Annotated in this window: 14 protein-coding genes; 9 read left to right on the top strand and 5 right to left on the bottom strand. The window is 69.0% G+C overall.

Annotation, left to right across the window (positions count from 1 at the left end; genetic code table 11):
• Together ABDW35_RS16855 and ABDW35_RS16860 are read right to left on the bottom strand one after the other, a co-directional pair.
• Nucleotides 1–228 (bottom strand): creatininase family protein (locus ABDW35_RS16855; RefSeq protein ID WP_343715043.1); only part of this gene is annotated, 228 nt, incomplete at its 3' end.
• A gap of 13 nt (nt 229–241) precedes the next feature.
• On the bottom strand, nt 242–634 hold the full coding sequence (locus ABDW35_RS16860; RefSeq protein WP_343715044.1) for a RidA family protein: 393 nt from the start codon (nt 632–634) through the stop codon (nt 242–244).
• Nucleotides 635–916: 282 nt separating this feature from the next.
• Between ABDW35_RS16860 and ABDW35_RS16865 the strand changes: the two genes are divergently transcribed.
• From ABDW35_RS16865 to ABDW35_RS16895, 7 genes are all read left to right on the top strand, one after another.
• Nucleotides 917–1,939, top strand: coding sequence for an ABC transporter substrate-binding protein (locus tag ABDW35_RS16865; protein ID WP_343715045.1), 1,023 nt, complete (start codon nt 917–919; stop codon nt 1,937–1,939).
• A gap of 16 nt (nt 1,940–1,955) precedes the next feature.
• On the top strand, nt 1,956–2,747 hold the full coding sequence (locus tag ABDW35_RS16870) for an ABC transporter ATP-binding protein (RefSeq protein ID WP_343715046.1): 792 nt from the start codon (nt 1,956–1,958) through the stop codon (nt 2,745–2,747).
• On the top strand, nt 2,744–3,601 hold the full coding sequence (locus ABDW35_RS16875; RefSeq protein ID WP_343715047.1) for an ABC transporter permease: 858 nt from the start codon (nt 2,744–2,746) through the stop codon (nt 3,599–3,601). Before ABDW35_RS16870 ends, ABDW35_RS16875 begins: the two co-directional genes overlap by 4 nt.
• 2 nt (nt 3,602–3,603) lie before the next feature.
• On the top strand, nt 3,604–4,935 hold the full coding sequence (locus ABDW35_RS16880) for a cytosine deaminase (RefSeq protein WP_343715048.1): 1,332 nt from the start codon (nt 3,604–3,606) through the stop codon (nt 4,933–4,935).
• Nucleotides 4,932–6,338, top strand: coding sequence for an FAD-binding oxidoreductase (locus ABDW35_RS16885; RefSeq protein ID WP_343715049.1), 1,407 nt, complete (start codon nt 4,932–4,934; stop codon nt 6,336–6,338). The genes ABDW35_RS16880 and ABDW35_RS16885 overlap by 4 nt, the downstream gene beginning before the upstream one ends.
• A gap of 257 nt (nt 6,339–6,595) precedes the next feature.
• Nucleotides 6,596–7,366, top strand: coding sequence for an NAD(P)H-dependent oxidoreductase (locus ABDW35_RS16890; protein WP_343715050.1), 771 nt, complete (start codon nt 6,596–6,598; stop codon nt 7,364–7,366).
• On the top strand, nt 7,321–7,911 hold the full coding sequence (locus ABDW35_RS16895) for a hypothetical protein (RefSeq protein WP_343715051.1): 591 nt from the start codon (nt 7,321–7,323) through the stop codon (nt 7,909–7,911). Before ABDW35_RS16890 ends, ABDW35_RS16895 begins: the two co-directional genes overlap by 46 nt.
• Here ABDW35_RS16895 and ABDW35_RS16900 read toward each other — a convergent pair.
• Both ABDW35_RS16900 and ABDW35_RS16905 read right to left on the bottom strand, forming a co-directional pair.
• The gene (locus ABDW35_RS16900) at nt 7,908–8,981 is read right to left on the bottom strand and encodes a hybrid-cluster NAD(P)-dependent oxidoreductase (protein ID WP_343715052.1); all 1,074 of its coding nucleotides are present in this window, start codon (nt 8,979–8,981) and stop codon (nt 7,908–7,910) included. The genes ABDW35_RS16895 and ABDW35_RS16900 overlap by 4 nt on opposite strands.
• Before the next feature lie 7 nt (nt 8,982–8,988).
• A complete protein-coding gene (locus ABDW35_RS16905; RefSeq protein ID WP_343715053.1) occupies nt 8,989–10,239 on the bottom strand; it encodes an aromatic ring-hydroxylating dioxygenase subunit alpha in 1,251 nt (416 codons plus the stop codon).
• 265 nt (nt 10,240–10,504) lie between these two features.
• On the opposite strand from ABDW35_RS16905, the gene ABDW35_RS16910 reads away from it, so the two are divergent.
• Nucleotides 10,505–11,227 carry a haloacid dehalogenase type II gene (locus ABDW35_RS16910; protein ID WP_343715054.1) on the top strand — a complete coding sequence of 241 codons (723 nt, stop codon included), beginning with the start codon at nt 10,505–10,507 and terminating at the stop codon, nt 11,225–11,227.
• Nucleotides 11,228–11,405: 178 nt separating this feature from the next.
• Nucleotides 11,406–11,897, top strand: a complete 492-nt coding sequence (locus ABDW35_RS16915; protein ID WP_343715055.1) for an Lrp/AsnC family transcriptional regulator — start codon at nt 11,406–11,408, stop codon at nt 11,895–11,897.
• Between the two features lie 219 nt (nt 11,898–12,116).
• Here ABDW35_RS16915 and ABDW35_RS16920 read toward each other — a convergent pair whose 3' ends face one another.
• On the bottom strand, nt 12,117–15,356 hold the full coding sequence (locus ABDW35_RS16920) for an error-prone DNA polymerase (RefSeq protein ID WP_343715056.1): 3,240 nt from the start codon (nt 15,354–15,356) through the stop codon (nt 12,117–12,119).
• Nucleotides 15,357–15,594: the final 238 nt, after the last annotated feature.

Below are 15,594 nucleotides of genomic sequence, written 5' to 3' on the forward strand. Positions count from 1 at the left end.
CGACTTGCCGACCGCCTGGGTCGGCAGAAAAGTCACCGGCAGGTCGGCCGGCAGCAGCTCCAAGACCCGCCGCACCATGCCCTCGGCGATGCAGGTGTCGGTGTAGACCGGCAGGTGCGGCCCGTGCTGCTCGATGGCGCAGACCGGCTGCACCGCGATCCAGCCCTCGGCGCCCCCATCGCGGAAGTCGAGCGTCGTCATCTCGTGCCAATAGCGCTTCGGCAGCATCAGCGGAGTCCTTTCAGGCGTCAGGAGCGGCGGCGATGACCTCGACCTCGACCAGGAACTCCGGCCGCGAGAAGCCGGAGACGATCATCAGGGTCGAGGCCGGGGGCGGGTCGGCGACGACGCGGTCGCGCACCGCCATGTAACCCTTGAGGTGCTCGCGCCCGGTGACGAAGGCGTTGATGCGGATGATGTGCGACAGGTCCATCCCGGCCGCCGCCAGGATCGCCCGGATGTTGTCGAAGCACAGCTCGGCCTGGCCTTCGACCGTGTCCGGCACCGCGTCGTCCGGGCCGATGCCGAGCTGGCCGGAGCAGACCACCAGGCGGCTGCCCGCCGGCACCTCGACGGCATGGCTGTAGCGGGCGAAGGGCGGCCGGATTCCGGCGGGGGTGATCGGGCGCAACATCAGGATTGGTCTCCCGCGAAAGGCAGCAAACGGTAGGGCCGGCAGCGGGCCTGCGCAAGGTTGCCGCATGCCGGAAAACTGGACTAGGCTGCCCAGTTGTTGGGCATCGGAAGGACGGGCGTCGGCCGCGGCGCGCCGCCATCCGGGCGCCCGACGGGACCAGCATCCCGCGGATCCTCGGCCGGCCGCGGCAGCTCCTGGAACCAGGGGCGGAATGGCATGGCCGTTGCATCCTGTCGTCCTTGGCGCCGCGGCAAAGAAACGACACAGGGAATCGGCTTCATGCAGCTTTTCGGACGGGTCCTCGCTCTCGCCTTCGGCCTGGCGGCGGGACTGGCCGCGGGCGCGGCCCCGGCGGCGGACAAGGTCAGCTTCGGCACCAACTGGCTGGCCCAGGCCGAGCATGGCGGCTACTACCAGGCCGTGGCGGACGGCACCTACGCCAAATACGGGCTGGACGTGACCATCGTCATGGGCGGGCCGCAGGCGGCCAACCGGGCGCGCCTCGTCGCCGGCCAGATCGACTTCTTCATGGGCGGCACGCTGGACGCCTTCGATTCGGTCAAGGAAGGGGTGCCGGTGATCAATGTCGCCGCCATCTTCCAGAAGGACCCGCAGGTGCTGATGGCCCATCCCGACCAGGGGATCGACAAGATCGGCGACCTGGCGAAGCTGGACACGCTGTTCCTGTCCGGCGAGGGCTACGACACCTATTATCGCTGGCTGAAATCGGCCTATCCCGGCTTCCGGGACGAGCAGTACAAGCCCTATACCTTCAACCCCGCCCCCTTCATCGCCGACCCGAAATCCGGCCAGCAGGGCTATCTGACCTCGGAGCCGCGGGACATCGAGGCGCAGGCCGGCTGGAAGCCCAAGGTCTTCCTGCTGGCCGATAACGGCTACGGCGCCTATTCCACCACCATCGCGGCGCAGCAGGCGATGGTCGACCAGAACCCCGAACTGGTGCAGCGCTTCGTCGATGCATCGATCATCGGCTGGTACAACTATCTCTTCGGCGATCCGTCCGCGGCCAATGCGCTGATCAAGAAGGACAATCCGGAGATGACGGACGCGCAGCTGGCCTATGGGCGGGAGCAGCTGAAGGCCGCGCATATCGTCATCGCCGGCGAGGCCGAGGCCCAGGGCATCGGCTGCATGACCGCCGCGCGGTACCAGAGCTTCTACGACGCCATGGTCAAGGCCGGGGTGCTGGACGCCGGGCTGGATGTGAACAAGGCCTTCACCACCCGCTTCGTCTGCAAGGGCGTCGGCCTCGACATCTACAAGAAGCTGGCCGGCGGCTGAGGTGGATTCGGCCGCGTTGACCATCCCCGGATCCGCCGGGGTGCTGGTGTCGCTGGACGGCGTATCGAAGCGCTTCGCCAGCGGCACCCTGGCCCTCTCCGCCATGTCGCTCGACATCCGCGAGGGCGAATTCGTCAGCCTGCTGGGCCCGTCCGGCTGCGGCAAGTCGACGGCGCTGCGGCTGATCGCCGGCCTCGGCGCGCCCTCGGCCGGCGCTATCCGCTGGCCGAACGGTAACCGCGGCGCGACCGAGGGCGAGGTCGGCTTCGTGTTCCAGGAGCCGACGCTGATGCCCTGGGCCACGGTGTTCAAGAATGTCTGGCTGCCGCTGCGGCTGAAGGGCTTGTCCCGCGCCGCGGCGCGCGACCGGGTGATGGAGGCGCTGGCGATGGTCGGCCTCGACCGCTTCGCCGACGCCTATCCGCGCGAGCTGTCGGGCGGCATGAAGATGCGGGTGTCGATCGCCCGCGCCCTGGTCACCCGGCCGAAGCTGCTGCTGATGGACGAACCCTTCGCAGCGCTGGACGAGATCACCCGGATCAAGCTGAACGACGACCTGCTGCGGTTGTGGCAGGGGCAGAACTGGACCATCGTCTTCGTCACCCATTCGGTGTTCGAATCCGTCTACCTGTCGTCCCGCATCGTGGTGATGGCGGCGCGGCCGGGCCGGGTGATCGAGGAGGTCGATGTCGACGCCCCCTATCCGCGCGGCAACGAGTACCGGATGTCGACGCCCTACAATGAGCATTGCCGGACCGTGTCCGATGCACTGATGCGGGCGATCATGGTGGCGGCGGAGCAGCGATGACCGAGATCGGGATCCAGACCGAAGACGAGGCCGCCATCGCCGAAGCCCGGCGGGCCGACCCCGGCCGCCTGCGGGCGCTGGCGGCGCGGATCGCCGTGCCGGTGGTCGCCTTCGGCGCCTTCATCGTGCTGTGGCAATGGTACGTCACGGCCTATCAGGTGCCGCGCTACATCCTGCCGGCGCCGACCGAGGTGGCGGCGACGATGGTCGGCGACTGGCCGATCCTGTCCTCCGCCCTCGCCGTAACCCTGACCATCACCTTCGCCGCCCTGGCCGCGGCGCTGGTCGGCGGCGTGGCGCTGGCCATCCTATTCATCCAGTCGCGCTGGCTGGAGCTGGCCTTCTACCCCTATGCCGTGGTGCTGCAGGTGACGCCGATCGTGGCGATCGCGCCCTTGATCATCATCTACGCGCCGTCGACCGAATCGGTGCTGCTGATCTGCGCCTTCATCGTCGCCTTCTTCCCGATCCTGTCGAACATGACGCAAGGGCTGAAGAGCACCGACCACAACCTGTTGAACCTGTTCGAGCTGTACGGCGCGTCGCGCTGGCAGTCGCTGCTGCACCTCCGCATCCCGGCGTCCTTGCCCTATTTCGCCACCGGCCTGCGCATCGGCGGCGGGCTGGCGCTGATCGGGTCGGTGGTGGCGGAGTTCGCGGCCGGGTCGGCCGGCGCCCAGTCCGGCCTGGCCTTCCGCATCCTCGAGGCCGGGCGGCGGCTGAACGTGCCGCGGCTGTTCGCGGCGTTGATCCTGATCACCCTGACCGGCCTGGCGATCTTCGCCCTGACCAGCTTGGTGTCGCACCTGCTGCTGCGGCGCTGGCACGAAAGCGCCATCCGGCGGGAGAACTGAGCATGGCCGGATTCGCTGTGCTGCCGGAGGCCCGGCGCTACCGCCTGACCAACGCCACCATCCCGGCCTGCCTGGCCGAGGGCGTGGCTCTGGTGCCGGACCGCGACGGGCTGGCCCGGGCCGATCTGACCATCGATGGCGGCACGCTGGCCGCGATCCGCCCGGCCGGCAGCCCGGATCCGGAGGAACTGCCGGCGCTGGACCTCGACCGCGGCATGGTATGGCCGGCCTTCATCGAGGCGCACACCCATCTCGACAAGGGCCATATCTGGCCGCGCTCGCCGAACCCGGATGGCAGCTTCGACGGCGCCCTGTCCAGCGTGCGCACCGACCGTGCGGCACACTGGTCGGAGGCGGATGTCCGCGCCCGGATGGAGTTCGGCCTGCGCTGCGCCTTCGCCCACGGCACCAGGCTGATCCGCACCCATATCGACAGCGACCCGCCGCAGCATCGCGTCTCCTGGCCGGTCTTCGCCGAGCTGCGCGACCAATGGGCCGGGCGGATCGAGCTGCAGGGATCGGCCCTGGTCGGCATCGACCGGGTGCTGGAGGATGGTTATTTCGACGACCTCAGCCGCACCGTGCGCGCCCATGGCGGCATCCTCGGCGCCGTCACCTATCCGGTGGCGGGGCTCGAGGCCGGGATCGACCGGCTGTTCCGCCACGCTGCGGAGCACGGTTTCGACCTCGACTTCCATGCCGACGAGACCGGCGACGCGGCGGTGCGGACCCTGGCCATGATCGCCGAGGCCGCGATCCGCCACCGCTTCCGCGGCCGGGTGCTGGTGGGCCATTGCTGCTCCTTGGCCCGGCAGCCGGAGGACGTGATCGACCGCACGCTCGGCCGGGTGGCCGAGGCCGGCCTGGCCGTCGTATCGCTGCCGATGTGCAACATGTATCTGCAGGACCGGCGGGCCGGGGTCACGCCACGCTGGCGCGGCGTGACGCTGCTGCACGAGATGAAGGCGCGGGGCATCCCGGTGATGGTGTCCTCCGACAACACCCGCGACCCGTTCTACGCCTATGGCGATCTCGACGCGCTCGAGGTCTACGCCCAGGCGACGCGGATCCTGCATCTCGACCACCCGGTCGGCGACTGGCCGCGGGCGGTCGCCGCCACCCCGGCCGCGGTGCTGGGCCGCCCCGAATTCGGCCGCCTGGAAGCGGGCAGCGGCGCCGACCTGGTTCTGCTGCGCGCCCGGACCTGGACCGAGCTGCTGTCCCGACCGCAGGCCGACCGGATCGTGATCCGGAACGGCCGGGCGATCGACACCACCCCGCCGGATTACCGCGAGCTGGACGCGCTGCTGGCGCCCGAAGGAGAGCAGGCATGACCGATCTCGCCGCGTTGAAGCGCGACCTGGAGGGACTGCGGGTCACCGAGGATCCGGTACTGGTGAAGCAGAAGAGCCAGGATTTCTTCTGGTACTCGCCGGTGCTGAAGCGGCAGCTGGAGCATGTCACCGGCGACATCGTCGTCTCCCCGACCTCGGAGGCCGAGGTGGTGCAGGCGCTGAAGGCCGCCTATGCCCATGGCATGCCGGTGACGCCGCGCGGCGCCGGCACCGGCAATTACGGCCAGGCCATGCCGCTGTCCGGCGGCATGGTGCTGAATCTGGCGCGGATGAACGCGGTCACCGCCATCCGTCCCGGCGCGGTCTCGGCCCAGGCCGGCGCCGTGCTGGCCCAGATGGACCTGCAGACCCGGGCCAAGGTCGGGCAGGAGATGCGGCTGTTCCCGTCGACCTACCGGATGGCGACGATCGGCGGCTTCCTGGCCGGCGGCTCCGGCGGCGTCGGCTCGATCCGCTGGGGCGGGCTGCGCAATCTCGGCAACGTCATGCGGGTGCGCCTGGTGACCATGGAGGCGGAGCCGCGCATCCTCGACCTGACGGGCGAGGACCTCTTGAAGGCGCTGCACGCCTACGGCACCAACGGCATCATCACCGAGGTCGAGATCCCGCTGACCGCAGCGCCGGAGTGGGTGGACGTCGTCGTCGGCTTCGACGATTGGATGGACGCGGTGCGCTTCGGCGAGGAGATCGGCCGGGCCGACGGGCTGCTGGTGAAGGAGATCGCGCCGGTTGCCGCGCCGGTACCCTACGAGTATTTCCTCAAGCACCGGAAGTTCGTCCGCCCCGACCAGTCGGTGGTGCTGCTGATGGTGGCCGATTTCGCCATGGGCGGCTTCGAGGCCTTCATGAAGCGGTCGAAGGGCGAGGTGCTGTTCCGCGCCGACACCGCGACCGACGAGGAGAAGCGCGGCCTGCCGCCGCTGTACGAGCTGACCTGGAACCACACCACCCTCAGGGCGATCAAGATCGACCCGACCATCACCTATCTGCAGGTGCTGTACCCCTTCCCCGACCATCTGCGCCTGGTCGAGGAGATGACGAAGATCTTCGGCGACGAGCTGCCCGGCCATCTCGAGGTGATCCGCTTCGACGGCAACGTCACCTGCTCCGGCCTGCCGATCGTGCGCTTCACCACGGAGGAGCGGCTGGACGAGATCATCCGCATCCATGAGGACCATGGCTGCCTGATCTTCAACCCGCACCGCTACACGCTGGAGGAGGGCGGGATGAAGCGCACCGACGCGGTGCAGCTGGAGTTCAAGCGCGAGACCGACCCGCGCGGCCTGCTGAACCCCGGCAAGATGATCGGCTGGGACGACCCGGATTACGACCTGAACTCCGGCCGCATCTACCTGTTCCCGGGACTGCAGGCGACGGGGTGATGACCGGCCGCTTTCTCTCGGAAATGGATTTCTTTAAGTCCCCCCTCCCCTTGCGGGAGGGGGGCAGGGGGAGGGGGCTGCGCGCGTCCGCGCGCGAATGGGCGGGGCACCGAATTCGCGGTCCATGCCAGTTTGTGACAGCCTGGGTTGGCTCGATCCGAGAGAACCCCCTCCCCCTACCCCCCTCCCGCAAGGGGAGGGGGGACTCAAGAGAGGCGGCGCGTGAATGTCGCAGCGCTTGCGGCGGGACCTGACCCATGCGCGTCCTGGTGCTGTTCGCGCATCCGGTCGAGACCAGTTTCCACGCCGCGCTGCACCGGGCGATGGTCGACGCGCTGCGCCGGGCCGGGCACGAGGTCGACGATTGCGACCTCTACGCCGAGGGCTTCGAACCGGTGCTGAGCCGGGAGGAGCGGCTGCACTATCACGACCTCTCCATCAACTGCCGACCGGTCGAATCCCAGGTCGACCGGCTGCTGCGGGCCGAGGCGCTGGTGATCATGGCGCCGGTGTGGAATTTCGGCTTCCCGGCGATCCTGAAGGGCTGGTTCGACCGGGTGATGCTGCCCGGCGTGTCCTTCGTCATGCGCGACGGCCGGGCGTATCCGAACCTGCAGCACATCCGGTCCCTGACCGCGGTCGTCTCCTATGGCGGCACGCGCTGGGCGTCGCTGCTGATGGGCGATCCGCCGCGCAAGCTGGTGCAGCGCTGGCTGCGCGGCCTGATCCGCCCTTGGGCGCCGGTGCGCTACCTCGCCCTCTACGGCATGAACCGCGCCACCGACGCCGACCGCGACGCCTTCCTGGCGCGGGTGGTCGGGGCGGCTGTGACGCTGCGGAGCCCCGTCGAGGGATCTTGTCCTGGCTTCGGGTTGGTGCTATCGATGTTCCATATATGTTCCGGATCATGTACCCGGTGCCGGCAGGCTGATCGATTGCGAGATCGCGAGGCTGGCGACGGAGCCTTGATGGATAGGACCAAATGCGATTCGCACTTGCCGCCGGCGCCATCATCGCCGTCGTCCTGATTGCCGGCGCCGCGGCGCTCTTCATGATTCCCGACCGGAAGCTGACCAACGAGATCTATGCGCGAGTCTGCGTCGACATCACCCGGCTGCAGCTTTTGCAGCCGTCTTCCATGGACATTCGTGATGCGGTGGTCGGCCAGCCATCGGACCTCGATCCGTCGGTGGCGATCGCCGGCATCGATCCGAGCGTGAAGAAGCTGAAGGCCACCTACGCAACTCTCGTCGAGCAGATCCAGGCGGATTACAAGAACCAGAGGCCGCACCGGGAGGTCCACGCCTTCATCCAGTATTCCGGCCGGCTCAAACGGCCCGGCATCGTTCCCGTGGGGCTGTCCGAATGCACGTTCCGGGAGGTGCCGGGGACGTCCGACTATGAGAGCCGGCTGGTCGACATCATCCTGGACGGCCGCCGGATCACGCCCAACGACACGCTGGCGTGGATGACGACGGCGCAGGCCGATAACCTATCCGCCCTGCAGGAGGTGGAGATCGGCCTCCGCGACCGGATCCGCTATCTCACCGGCAGCCGGACGGTGACCAATTAAACCTCCACCTCGACCAGTACCGTCTCGGGCTGGGAGCAGCAGGCCAGGATCCAGCCTTCGGCGATCTCCTCGTCGGCGATGCCGCCCATGTGATCCATCCGCACCTCGCCCTTCAGCTTGCGCACCAGGCAGGTGCCGCACAGGCCCTGGCGGCAGGCGGTGGGGATGCGCAGGCCGCAGCCCTCCGCCGCCTCCAGCACCGTCTGGCCCGGCAGCACCGCGGCCTTGCGGCCGGAGCGGGTGAAGGCCACCTGCATGCCCTCGCCCGCCGGTTCGACCGGCGGCGTGATCGGGGAGGCGACGGGCACCGGAGCCGGGGTGGCGCCGAAGCTCTCCTCATGCCAGCGCGCGGAAGGCACGCCGAGCTCGCTGGCCACCTGCCGCGCCGCGTCCATGAACCGGTCCGGGCCGCAGCAGAACACCGTGCGCCCGGCCACGTCCGGGCACAGGGCGGAGAGCAAAGCGTGTTCGAGCCGGCCGCTGGACCAGCCGTCGCCCGCCGGCGCGCCGGTGACGACGAAGCGCAGCCGGAGGCCGGAGGCGACTTCGGCCATATAGCCCAGCTCGGACCGGAACAGCAGGTCCTGCGGCCGCCGGGCGAAATGGACATAGACCACGTCGGTCTGCGGCGCGGTGTCGAACAGCCAGCGCGCCATCGACATCATCGGCGTGGCGCCGCTGCCGGCCGACAGGAACAGGTAGCGCTCGCCCAGGTGGTCGAGCAGCGAGAAGCGGCCGGTGGGGCCGTGCGCCGTCAGCGCATCGCCGACCCTGAGCTTGTCGAACAGCCAGCGGGTGGCGACGCTGCCCGGCTGCACCTTGGCGGTGATCTTGGCGTGGTGCGGCCGCGACGGGGTGGAGGCCAGTGTGTAGGTGCGCAGCACCGGCTCCGGCCCCACCGGCAGCTCCAGCGTCACGAACTGGCCGGGGCGGTAGGAGAACCAGCTGCCGTCCTCCGCCTCGAAGCGGAAGGTGCGGACATCCGGCGCCTCCTCGCGGATGCCGATGCAGCGCAGCCGCGCCGTCTTGGCGTTCCACAGCTTCGGCGTGGCGGTCAGCGGGCCGGGCATGGCGGCCTCAGGCCACGTCGCGGATCGGGCTGGCGGCGGTGCCGCCGCCGAGCCGGCGGGACATGGCGTCGGCATACCAGTCGACGAACTGGATCACCGCGCCTTCATGCAGCTTCGAATAGGGGCCGGGCACATAGGCCGGGGACAGGATGCCGCGCTGGTTCTCCTCGACGATGCGGCGGTCCTCGTCATTGGTCGCGGTCCACACCTCGGTCAGCGCCCTGAGGTCGTAGTCGACGCCCTCGACCGCATCCTTGTGCACCAGCCATTTGGTGGTGACCTCGGTCTCGGTCGGGCTGATCGGCAGGATACGGAAGCTCAGCGCATGGTCGGCCAGCAGGTGGTTCCAGCTGTTCGGGTAGTGGTACAGCAGCATCGAGCCGAGCCGCGTGGTCGGGAAATCGGCCAGCAGCCGGTTCACCGCCGGTTGGCCGCTCATCGTCATCGAATGGGCGTTGTTGATGAACGGCACACGCATCACCCGGTACTGCATGTCGTCCGAGATCTGGTAGCGGCTGGGCAGGCCGATCGCCTCGCAGCTCTGCCAATGCTCCAGGATCTGCGGGTTCTCCTCCATCCCTTCCTGGCCGCTGGTCAGGGTCGGCTGGTCGGAGAAGACGCGGCACAGCTCCGGATGGTTGCCGGAGCAATGATAGCATTCGCGGTTGTTCTCCATCACCAGCTTCCAGTTGCCGCGCTCGATGATGGTCGAGCTGTGGGCGACCTTGGCCTCGGACAGGAGATGCGGCGCCATGTAGGGCTCGACCATCCGGCGCAGCGGCTCGAAATCGCGCGGCTGCTCGGCCAGCGACAGGAAGATCCAGCCGCCGACCTCCTGGCAGGCCACCGGCTTCAGCCCGAACTGCGCCGGGTCGATGTCGTCCATCATGTCGCGGGCGAAGATCAGCTTGCCCTCGAGGTCGTAGGTCCACTGGTGATAGGGGCAGACCAGCCGCGGGCGCGAGCCGCGCTCGTCGGTGCACAGGCGCGAGCCGCGGTGGCGGCAGACATTGTGGAAGGCACGGATGGCGCGGTCGCGGCCGCGCACCACGATCACCGGATACTCGCCGATCTGCACGGTCAGGAAGTCGCCCGGCCGCGTCACCTCGCAGGCATGGCCGATGAACAGCCACTCCTTGTAGAAGATGTGCTCCAGGTCCAGCGCGTGATAGGCGGGGCTGGTGTAGAAATCCCGCTTCAGGCTGAAGCCCGGCGCCCGGGACATCAGATCCATCGACATGGCCGAACGCGCTTCCATCTCCACCACTCTCCTGCCGGCTCCGGACGGGACCGTCGTCCATCGTCATCCGCCCCAGACCATGGCGCGACTCGGGGGCCTCACCCGCTCCGCAGCCGACACGCCATGACGCAACCGCGACACGGGCGCGGCCCTGCGATCGGCTCGGCATTTTCTGCTGCGCAACGGCCACACCACGCCAGTCTCTGCCGCGCCCCGGCCGCATTGCGCAGCCCCTGCCGGCGCGGCCGGCGCATCATCGGCGCATCGACACCGGAGACCCGCCATGAAGCTGACCGACTTCAAGATCCTGACCTTCGACTGCTACGGCACGCTGATCGACTGGGAGACCGGCATGGTCAACGCCCTGGCGCCGCTGACCGCCCGCGCCAAGGCGCCGCTGACCCGCGACCGGATCCTGGAGGCCCATGCCCGGCATGAATCGGCGCAGCAGCGCTGGACCCCGGCACGGCGCTACAGCGAGCTGCTGGCGATCGTCTACAAGCGCTTGGCCGAGGAATGGGGCGTGGCGGCGAGCTGGGAGGAGGCACTGGCCTATGGCCGGTCGATCAAGGACTGGCCGGCCTTCGCCGACACCGCCGGCGCGCTGCAGTACCTGAAGAAGTACTACAAGCTGGCGATCCTCTCGAATGTCGACAACACCAGCTTCGCCCTGAGCAACGTGCGGCTGCAGGTCGAGTTCGACGCCGTCTTCACCGCCGAGGACATCGGCAGCTACAAGCCGTCGGCCCGCAACTTCGACTACATGCTGGAGAAGCTGGGCGGCATGGGCATCGCCAAGGGCGAGGTGCTGCACACGGCGGAGAGCCTGTTCCACGACCACGAGCCGGCGACGGCGGCGGGGCTGGCGACCTGCTGGATCCACCGCCGCCATGCCGAGGGCGGCTTCGGCGCCACCATGAAGCCGGCGACCGAGCCCAAGGTCGATTTTCGCTTCACCAGCATGGCGGAACTGGCAAAAGCTCACCAGGAGGCGCTGCGCGGTTAGCCTCCGACTCTGTGGTTGACTCACCGCCCCTTCCTCGTCATCGCGAGGAGCGAAGCGACGTGGCGATCCAGGGGCCGGTGCCGCTGGATCGCCACGCCCCTGCAGGGCTCGCGATGACGGGTCATAATTCAGGCCGCCGGCACCAGTCATCGCCGCGACGGATCGGATGAGGATGAGGATGGCGGGCGCGCCGAAGCTGGACCGGATCGACATCGCTATCCTGGCCCGGCTGCAGGCCGACGGGCGGATCACCAACGCCGCGCTGGCCGATGCGGTCGGCCTGTCGCCCAGCCCCTGCCTGCAGCGCGTGAAGCGGCTGGAGGCGGCGGGCTACATCACGGGCTACGGCGCCCGCATCGCTTTGGCGAAGCTGACCGAGACCGTGACCGTGTTCACCGAGGTGACGCTGAGCGACCACCGGCGCGAGGATTTCATCCGCTTCGAGGCCGGCCTGACCACGGTGGAGGAGCTGTTGGAGTGCCACATGGTCAGCGGCGGCTACGACTATCTGCTGCGCTTCCTGGCCCGCAGCATCGCCCATTACCAGCAGGTGATGGAGGCGCTGCTGGACCGGCGGCTCGGCATCGAGAAGTACTTCAGCTACATCGTCATCAAGTCGCCGATCCTGCGCCAGGCCGCCCCGCTGCAGACCCTGCTGCGGGGGGAGTGACTTTCGCGGTCCGCGCCCGGCTCACGCCGAGGATGTGAAGGCGCATGGCTTCTCCCGTTTGCGGTGTTTTCAGAAACCCAACACCGTCATTGCGAGCGCAGCGAAGCAATCCATGGGGCAGCACGAGCGGGCGGCATGGATTGCTTCGTCGGCTTCGCCTCCTCGCAATGACGATTCTTTTGCAGGAGAGGACTGAATCTGATCACGAACTCGCCGGGATCACTTGAAGTCCCGGCTCCTCAGCGTCACCCGGTGGCCGCGGCCGGATGCGGCGCGGGGGCGGCGTTGGGCTTCGGGGTCCAGGACCACCTGGTCGGTGCCGCGGGCCAGCACCGGCAGCTGGTCGGTCCAGTCGACGAAGCGCTCGGCCACCACATGGATCACCTGGTGCTCGCCCTCGCCGACCTTCTGCACCCGGCCCTCGCAGGCCAGCAGGCGGCCGGCATAGACGGCGCGGCGGTACTGCTCCGACACATGCGACCAGACCACGATGTTGGCGGCGCCGCTCTCATCCTCGACGGTGACGAAGATGGTGCCGTTGGAGGTCTGCGGCCGCTGCCGGAACAGCACGATGCCGGCGACGCGGATGCGGGCGCCGTCGCGGGTCTCCTCATCGCGCAGGCTGCGCGCCGGGACGATGCCGAGCCCGGCGAGCGCCGGGCGGAGCAGCGCCAGGGGATGCCTCGTCAGCGACAGGCCGGTGGTGGCGTAGTCCTCCAGCACCTCCAGCCCCGGCGGCAAGGGCGGCAGCTCGGCCGCCGCCTCCTCGAACAGCGCCAGCTGGGCCGGGCGGGCGGCGAACAGCGGCAGGGCCTCGCCCTCCACTCCGGCCACGGCCCATAGCCCCTGCTGCCGGTCGAGCCCCATCGAGCCGAAGGCGGCGGCCTCGGCCAGCCGGTTCAGGGCGCGGGACGAGACGCCGGCGCGGCGGGCCAGATCGGCGGGTGAAGTATACCCGGTGCCGCGTGCCTTCACGATCTCCTCGCCCTCGTCCTTGCTCAGCCCCTTGACCAGCCGCAGGCCCAGGCGCACGGCGTGGTCCCGGCCGCCGGTGGGCTCCAGCGTGCAGTCCCAGTCGCTGCGGTTGACGTCGACCGGGCGCACCTCCACGCCGTGCTCGCGGGCGTCGCGGATGAGCTGGGCCGGGGCGTAGAAGCCCATCGGCTGGGAGTTGATCAGGGCGCAGCAGAACACCTCGGGATGATGGTGCTTCACCCAGGCGCTCTCATAGACCAGCAGGGCGAAGGAGGCGGCATGCGCCTCGGGGAAGCCGTAGCTGCCGAAGCCCTTGATCTGGTTGAAGCAGCGCTCGGCGAAGTCGCGCTCATAGCCGTTGGCGACCATGCCTTCGATGAAGCGGGTCTCGTAACGGTGGATCGTGCCCTCGTTGCGGAAGGTGGCCATGGCGCGGCGCAGCCGGTCGGATTCGCTGGGCGAGAAGCCGGCGGCGACGCTGGCCAGCTTCATCCCCTGCTCCTGGAACAGCGGGACACCGAGCGTCTTTTCCAGGACGCTGCGGATCTCCGGCTTGGGATAGGTCACCGGCTCAATGCCGTCGCGGCGGCGCAGATAGGGATGCACCATGTCGCCCTGGATCGGGCCCGGCCGGACGATCGCGACCTCGATCACCAGGTCGTAGAACTTCTTCGGCTTCAGCCGCGGCAGCATCGACTGCTGGGCCCGGGATTCGACCTGGAACACGCCGATCGAATCGGCGCGGCTCAGCATCTCGTAGACCTCGGGGTCCTCGCGGGGCGTCATGCCGAGGGCCAGCGGCTCCGGATACCGCTCCGGATAATGTTTGTTCATCAGGTCGAAGCAGCGCTTCAGCGCGGTGAGCATGCCCAGCGCCAGCACGTCGACCTTGAGCATGCCGACGGCGTCGAGGTCATCCTTGTCCCAGCAGATGACGGTGCGGTCGTCCATCGCCGCATTCTCGATCGGCACCATCTCGTCCAGCCGCCTTCGGGCGAAGACGAAACCGCCGGTGTGCTGGCTGAGATGGCGGGGAAAGCCCATCAGCTCGACCGAGAGCTCCAGCGCCAGGCGCAGCCGGGGATCGGCCGGGTCCAGCCCGGCCTCGCGCACCTGCCCCTCGTCCAGCCCGGTCATGCTCCAGCCCCAGACCGAGCCGGACAGGGCGCTGATCATGTCCTCCGACAGCCCCATCGCCTTGCCGACGTCGCGCACCGCGGCCCGGGTGCGATAGCAGATCACGGTCGCGGTCAGGGCCGTGCGGTGGCGGCCGAACTTCTCGTAGATGTGCCGGATCACCTCCTCGCGCCGTTCATGCTCGAAATCGACATCGATGTCGGGCGGCTCGTGCCGCTCCTCGCTGACGAAGCGCTCGAACAGCAGGTCCATCTGCACCGGGTCGATGGCCGTGATGCCGAGGCAGTAGCAGACGACGCTGTTCGCCGCCGAGCCGCGGCCCTGGTTCAGGATGCCGATCTCCTTCTGGCTGGCATAGGCGACGATGTCGGCCACGGTCAGGAAGAAGGGGGCGTAGTCGCGCCGGCCGATCAGCTCCAGCTCGCGGTCGATCTGGGCCTGCACCTTCTCGGGCACGCCGCCGGGATAGCGCCGGGCCGCGCCCTCGCGGGTCAGCTGCTCCAGCCGCTCCTGCGCCGGGATGCCGTCCGGTGTGATCTCCTCGGGGTATTCGTAGCCCAGCTCGTCCAGGCTGAAGCGGCAGCGCTCGGCGATCTCGACCGTCCGCTCCAGCGCGTCGGGATGGTCGCGGAACAGCCGCGCCATCTCGTCCGGCCGCTTCAGGTGCCGCTCAGCATTGGCCTCCAGCCGCCAGCCGGCCTCGTCGATGGTGCAGTGCTCGCGGATGCAGGTGACCACGTCCTGCAGCCGCCGCCGCTCCGGCACGTGGTACAGCACGTCGTTGGTGGCGACCAGCGGCACCCGCGCCCGCCGCGCCAGCTCGGCCAGGTCGGCCAGGCGGCGGGCATCGTCGCCGCGGTAGCGATGGCTGGCGGCCAGGAACAGACGCTTCGGCACCTCGGACCGCAGCCGGGCCAGGTGGTCGGCGAAGGCGTCGTCGATCCGGTCGGGCGGCAGTGCCACCAGGATCTGCCCCTCCAGCCAGGGCGGCAGATCGGCGAAACTGAGGTCGCACTGGCCTTTCTTGGCCCGCCGGTTGCCGATGGTCAGCAGCCGGCACAGCCGGCCATAGGCGGTGCGGTCGGTCGGATAGCACAGCAGGCTTGGGGCATCGGCCAGGTCCAGCCGACAGCCGACGATGTAAGGGATTCGGCAGGCGGGCTGCCGGTCCTGGTCGCGGTTGGCGATGACATGGCCGCGCACGATTCCGGCCAGCGAGTTGCGGTCGGTCACGGCGATGGCCGACAGGCCCAGCAGGATCGCCGTCTCCACCAGCTCCTCCGGGTGCGATCCGCCGCGCAGGAAGGAGAAGTTGGTGGTGACCTGGAGTTCGGCGTAGGCGGTCATGGCAGGGCCGCCTTCCGCCAGCGTACAGCCCTGCCAGATTCACAGATCTTTGGAGTGAGCTTTTTAAAGTCCCCCCTCCCCTTGCGGGAGGGGGGCAGGGGGAGGGGTCTGGGCGCGTCCGCGCGCGAATGGGCAGGACACCGAACTCGCCGTCCGTGCCGGTTTGCGACAGTCTGGGCCGGCTCGAGCCGAGAGAACCCCCTCCCCCTACCCCCCTCCCGCAAGGGGAGGGGGGACT

The sequence above is a fragment of the Inquilinus sp. genome (genome assembly GCF_039594555.1).
Taxonomy (GTDB): domain Bacteria; phylum Pseudomonadota; class Alphaproteobacteria; order DSM-16000; family Inquilinaceae; genus Inquilinus.

Coding starts and splice junctions, on each gene's coding strand:
- ABDW35_RS16895 (WP_343715051.1), top strand. CDS start 7,321: ATGCGATTCGCACTTGCCGCCGGCGCCATCATCGCCGTCGTCCTGATT.
- ABDW35_RS16860 (WP_343715044.1), bottom strand. CDS start 634: ATGTTGCGCCCGATCACCCCCGCCGGAATCCGGCCGCCCTTCGCCCGC.
- ABDW35_RS16900 (WP_343715052.1), bottom strand. CDS start 8,981: ATGCCCGGCCCGCTGACCGCCACGCCGAAGCTGTGGAACGCCAAGACG.
- ABDW35_RS16865 (WP_343715045.1), top strand. CDS start 917: ATGCAGCTTTTCGGACGGGTCCTCGCTCTCGCCTTCGGCCTGGCGGCG.
- ABDW35_RS16880 (WP_343715048.1), top strand. CDS start 3,604: ATGGCCGGATTCGCTGTGCTGCCGGAGGCCCGGCGCTACCGCCTGACC.
- ABDW35_RS16905 (WP_343715053.1), bottom strand. CDS start 10,239: ATGGAAGCGCGTTCGGCCATGTCGATGGATCTGATGTCCCGGGCGCCG.
- ABDW35_RS16910 (WP_343715054.1), top strand. CDS start 10,505: ATGAAGCTGACCGACTTCAAGATCCTGACCTTCGACTGCTACGGCACG.
- ABDW35_RS16885 (WP_343715049.1), top strand. CDS start 4,932: ATGACCGATCTCGCCGCGTTGAAGCGCGACCTGGAGGGACTGCGGGTC.
- ABDW35_RS16920 (WP_343715056.1), bottom strand. CDS start 15,356: ATGACCGCCTACGCCGAACTCCAGGTCACCACCAACTTCTCCTTCCTG.
- ABDW35_RS16915 (WP_343715055.1), top strand. CDS start 11,406: ATGGCGGGCGCGCCGAAGCTGGACCGGATCGACATCGCTATCCTGGCC.
- ABDW35_RS16890 (WP_343715050.1), top strand. CDS start 6,596: ATGCGCGTCCTGGTGCTGTTCGCGCATCCGGTCGAGACCAGTTTCCAC.
- ABDW35_RS16875 (WP_343715047.1), top strand. CDS start 2,744: ATGACCGAGATCGGGATCCAGACCGAAGACGAGGCCGCCATCGCCGAA.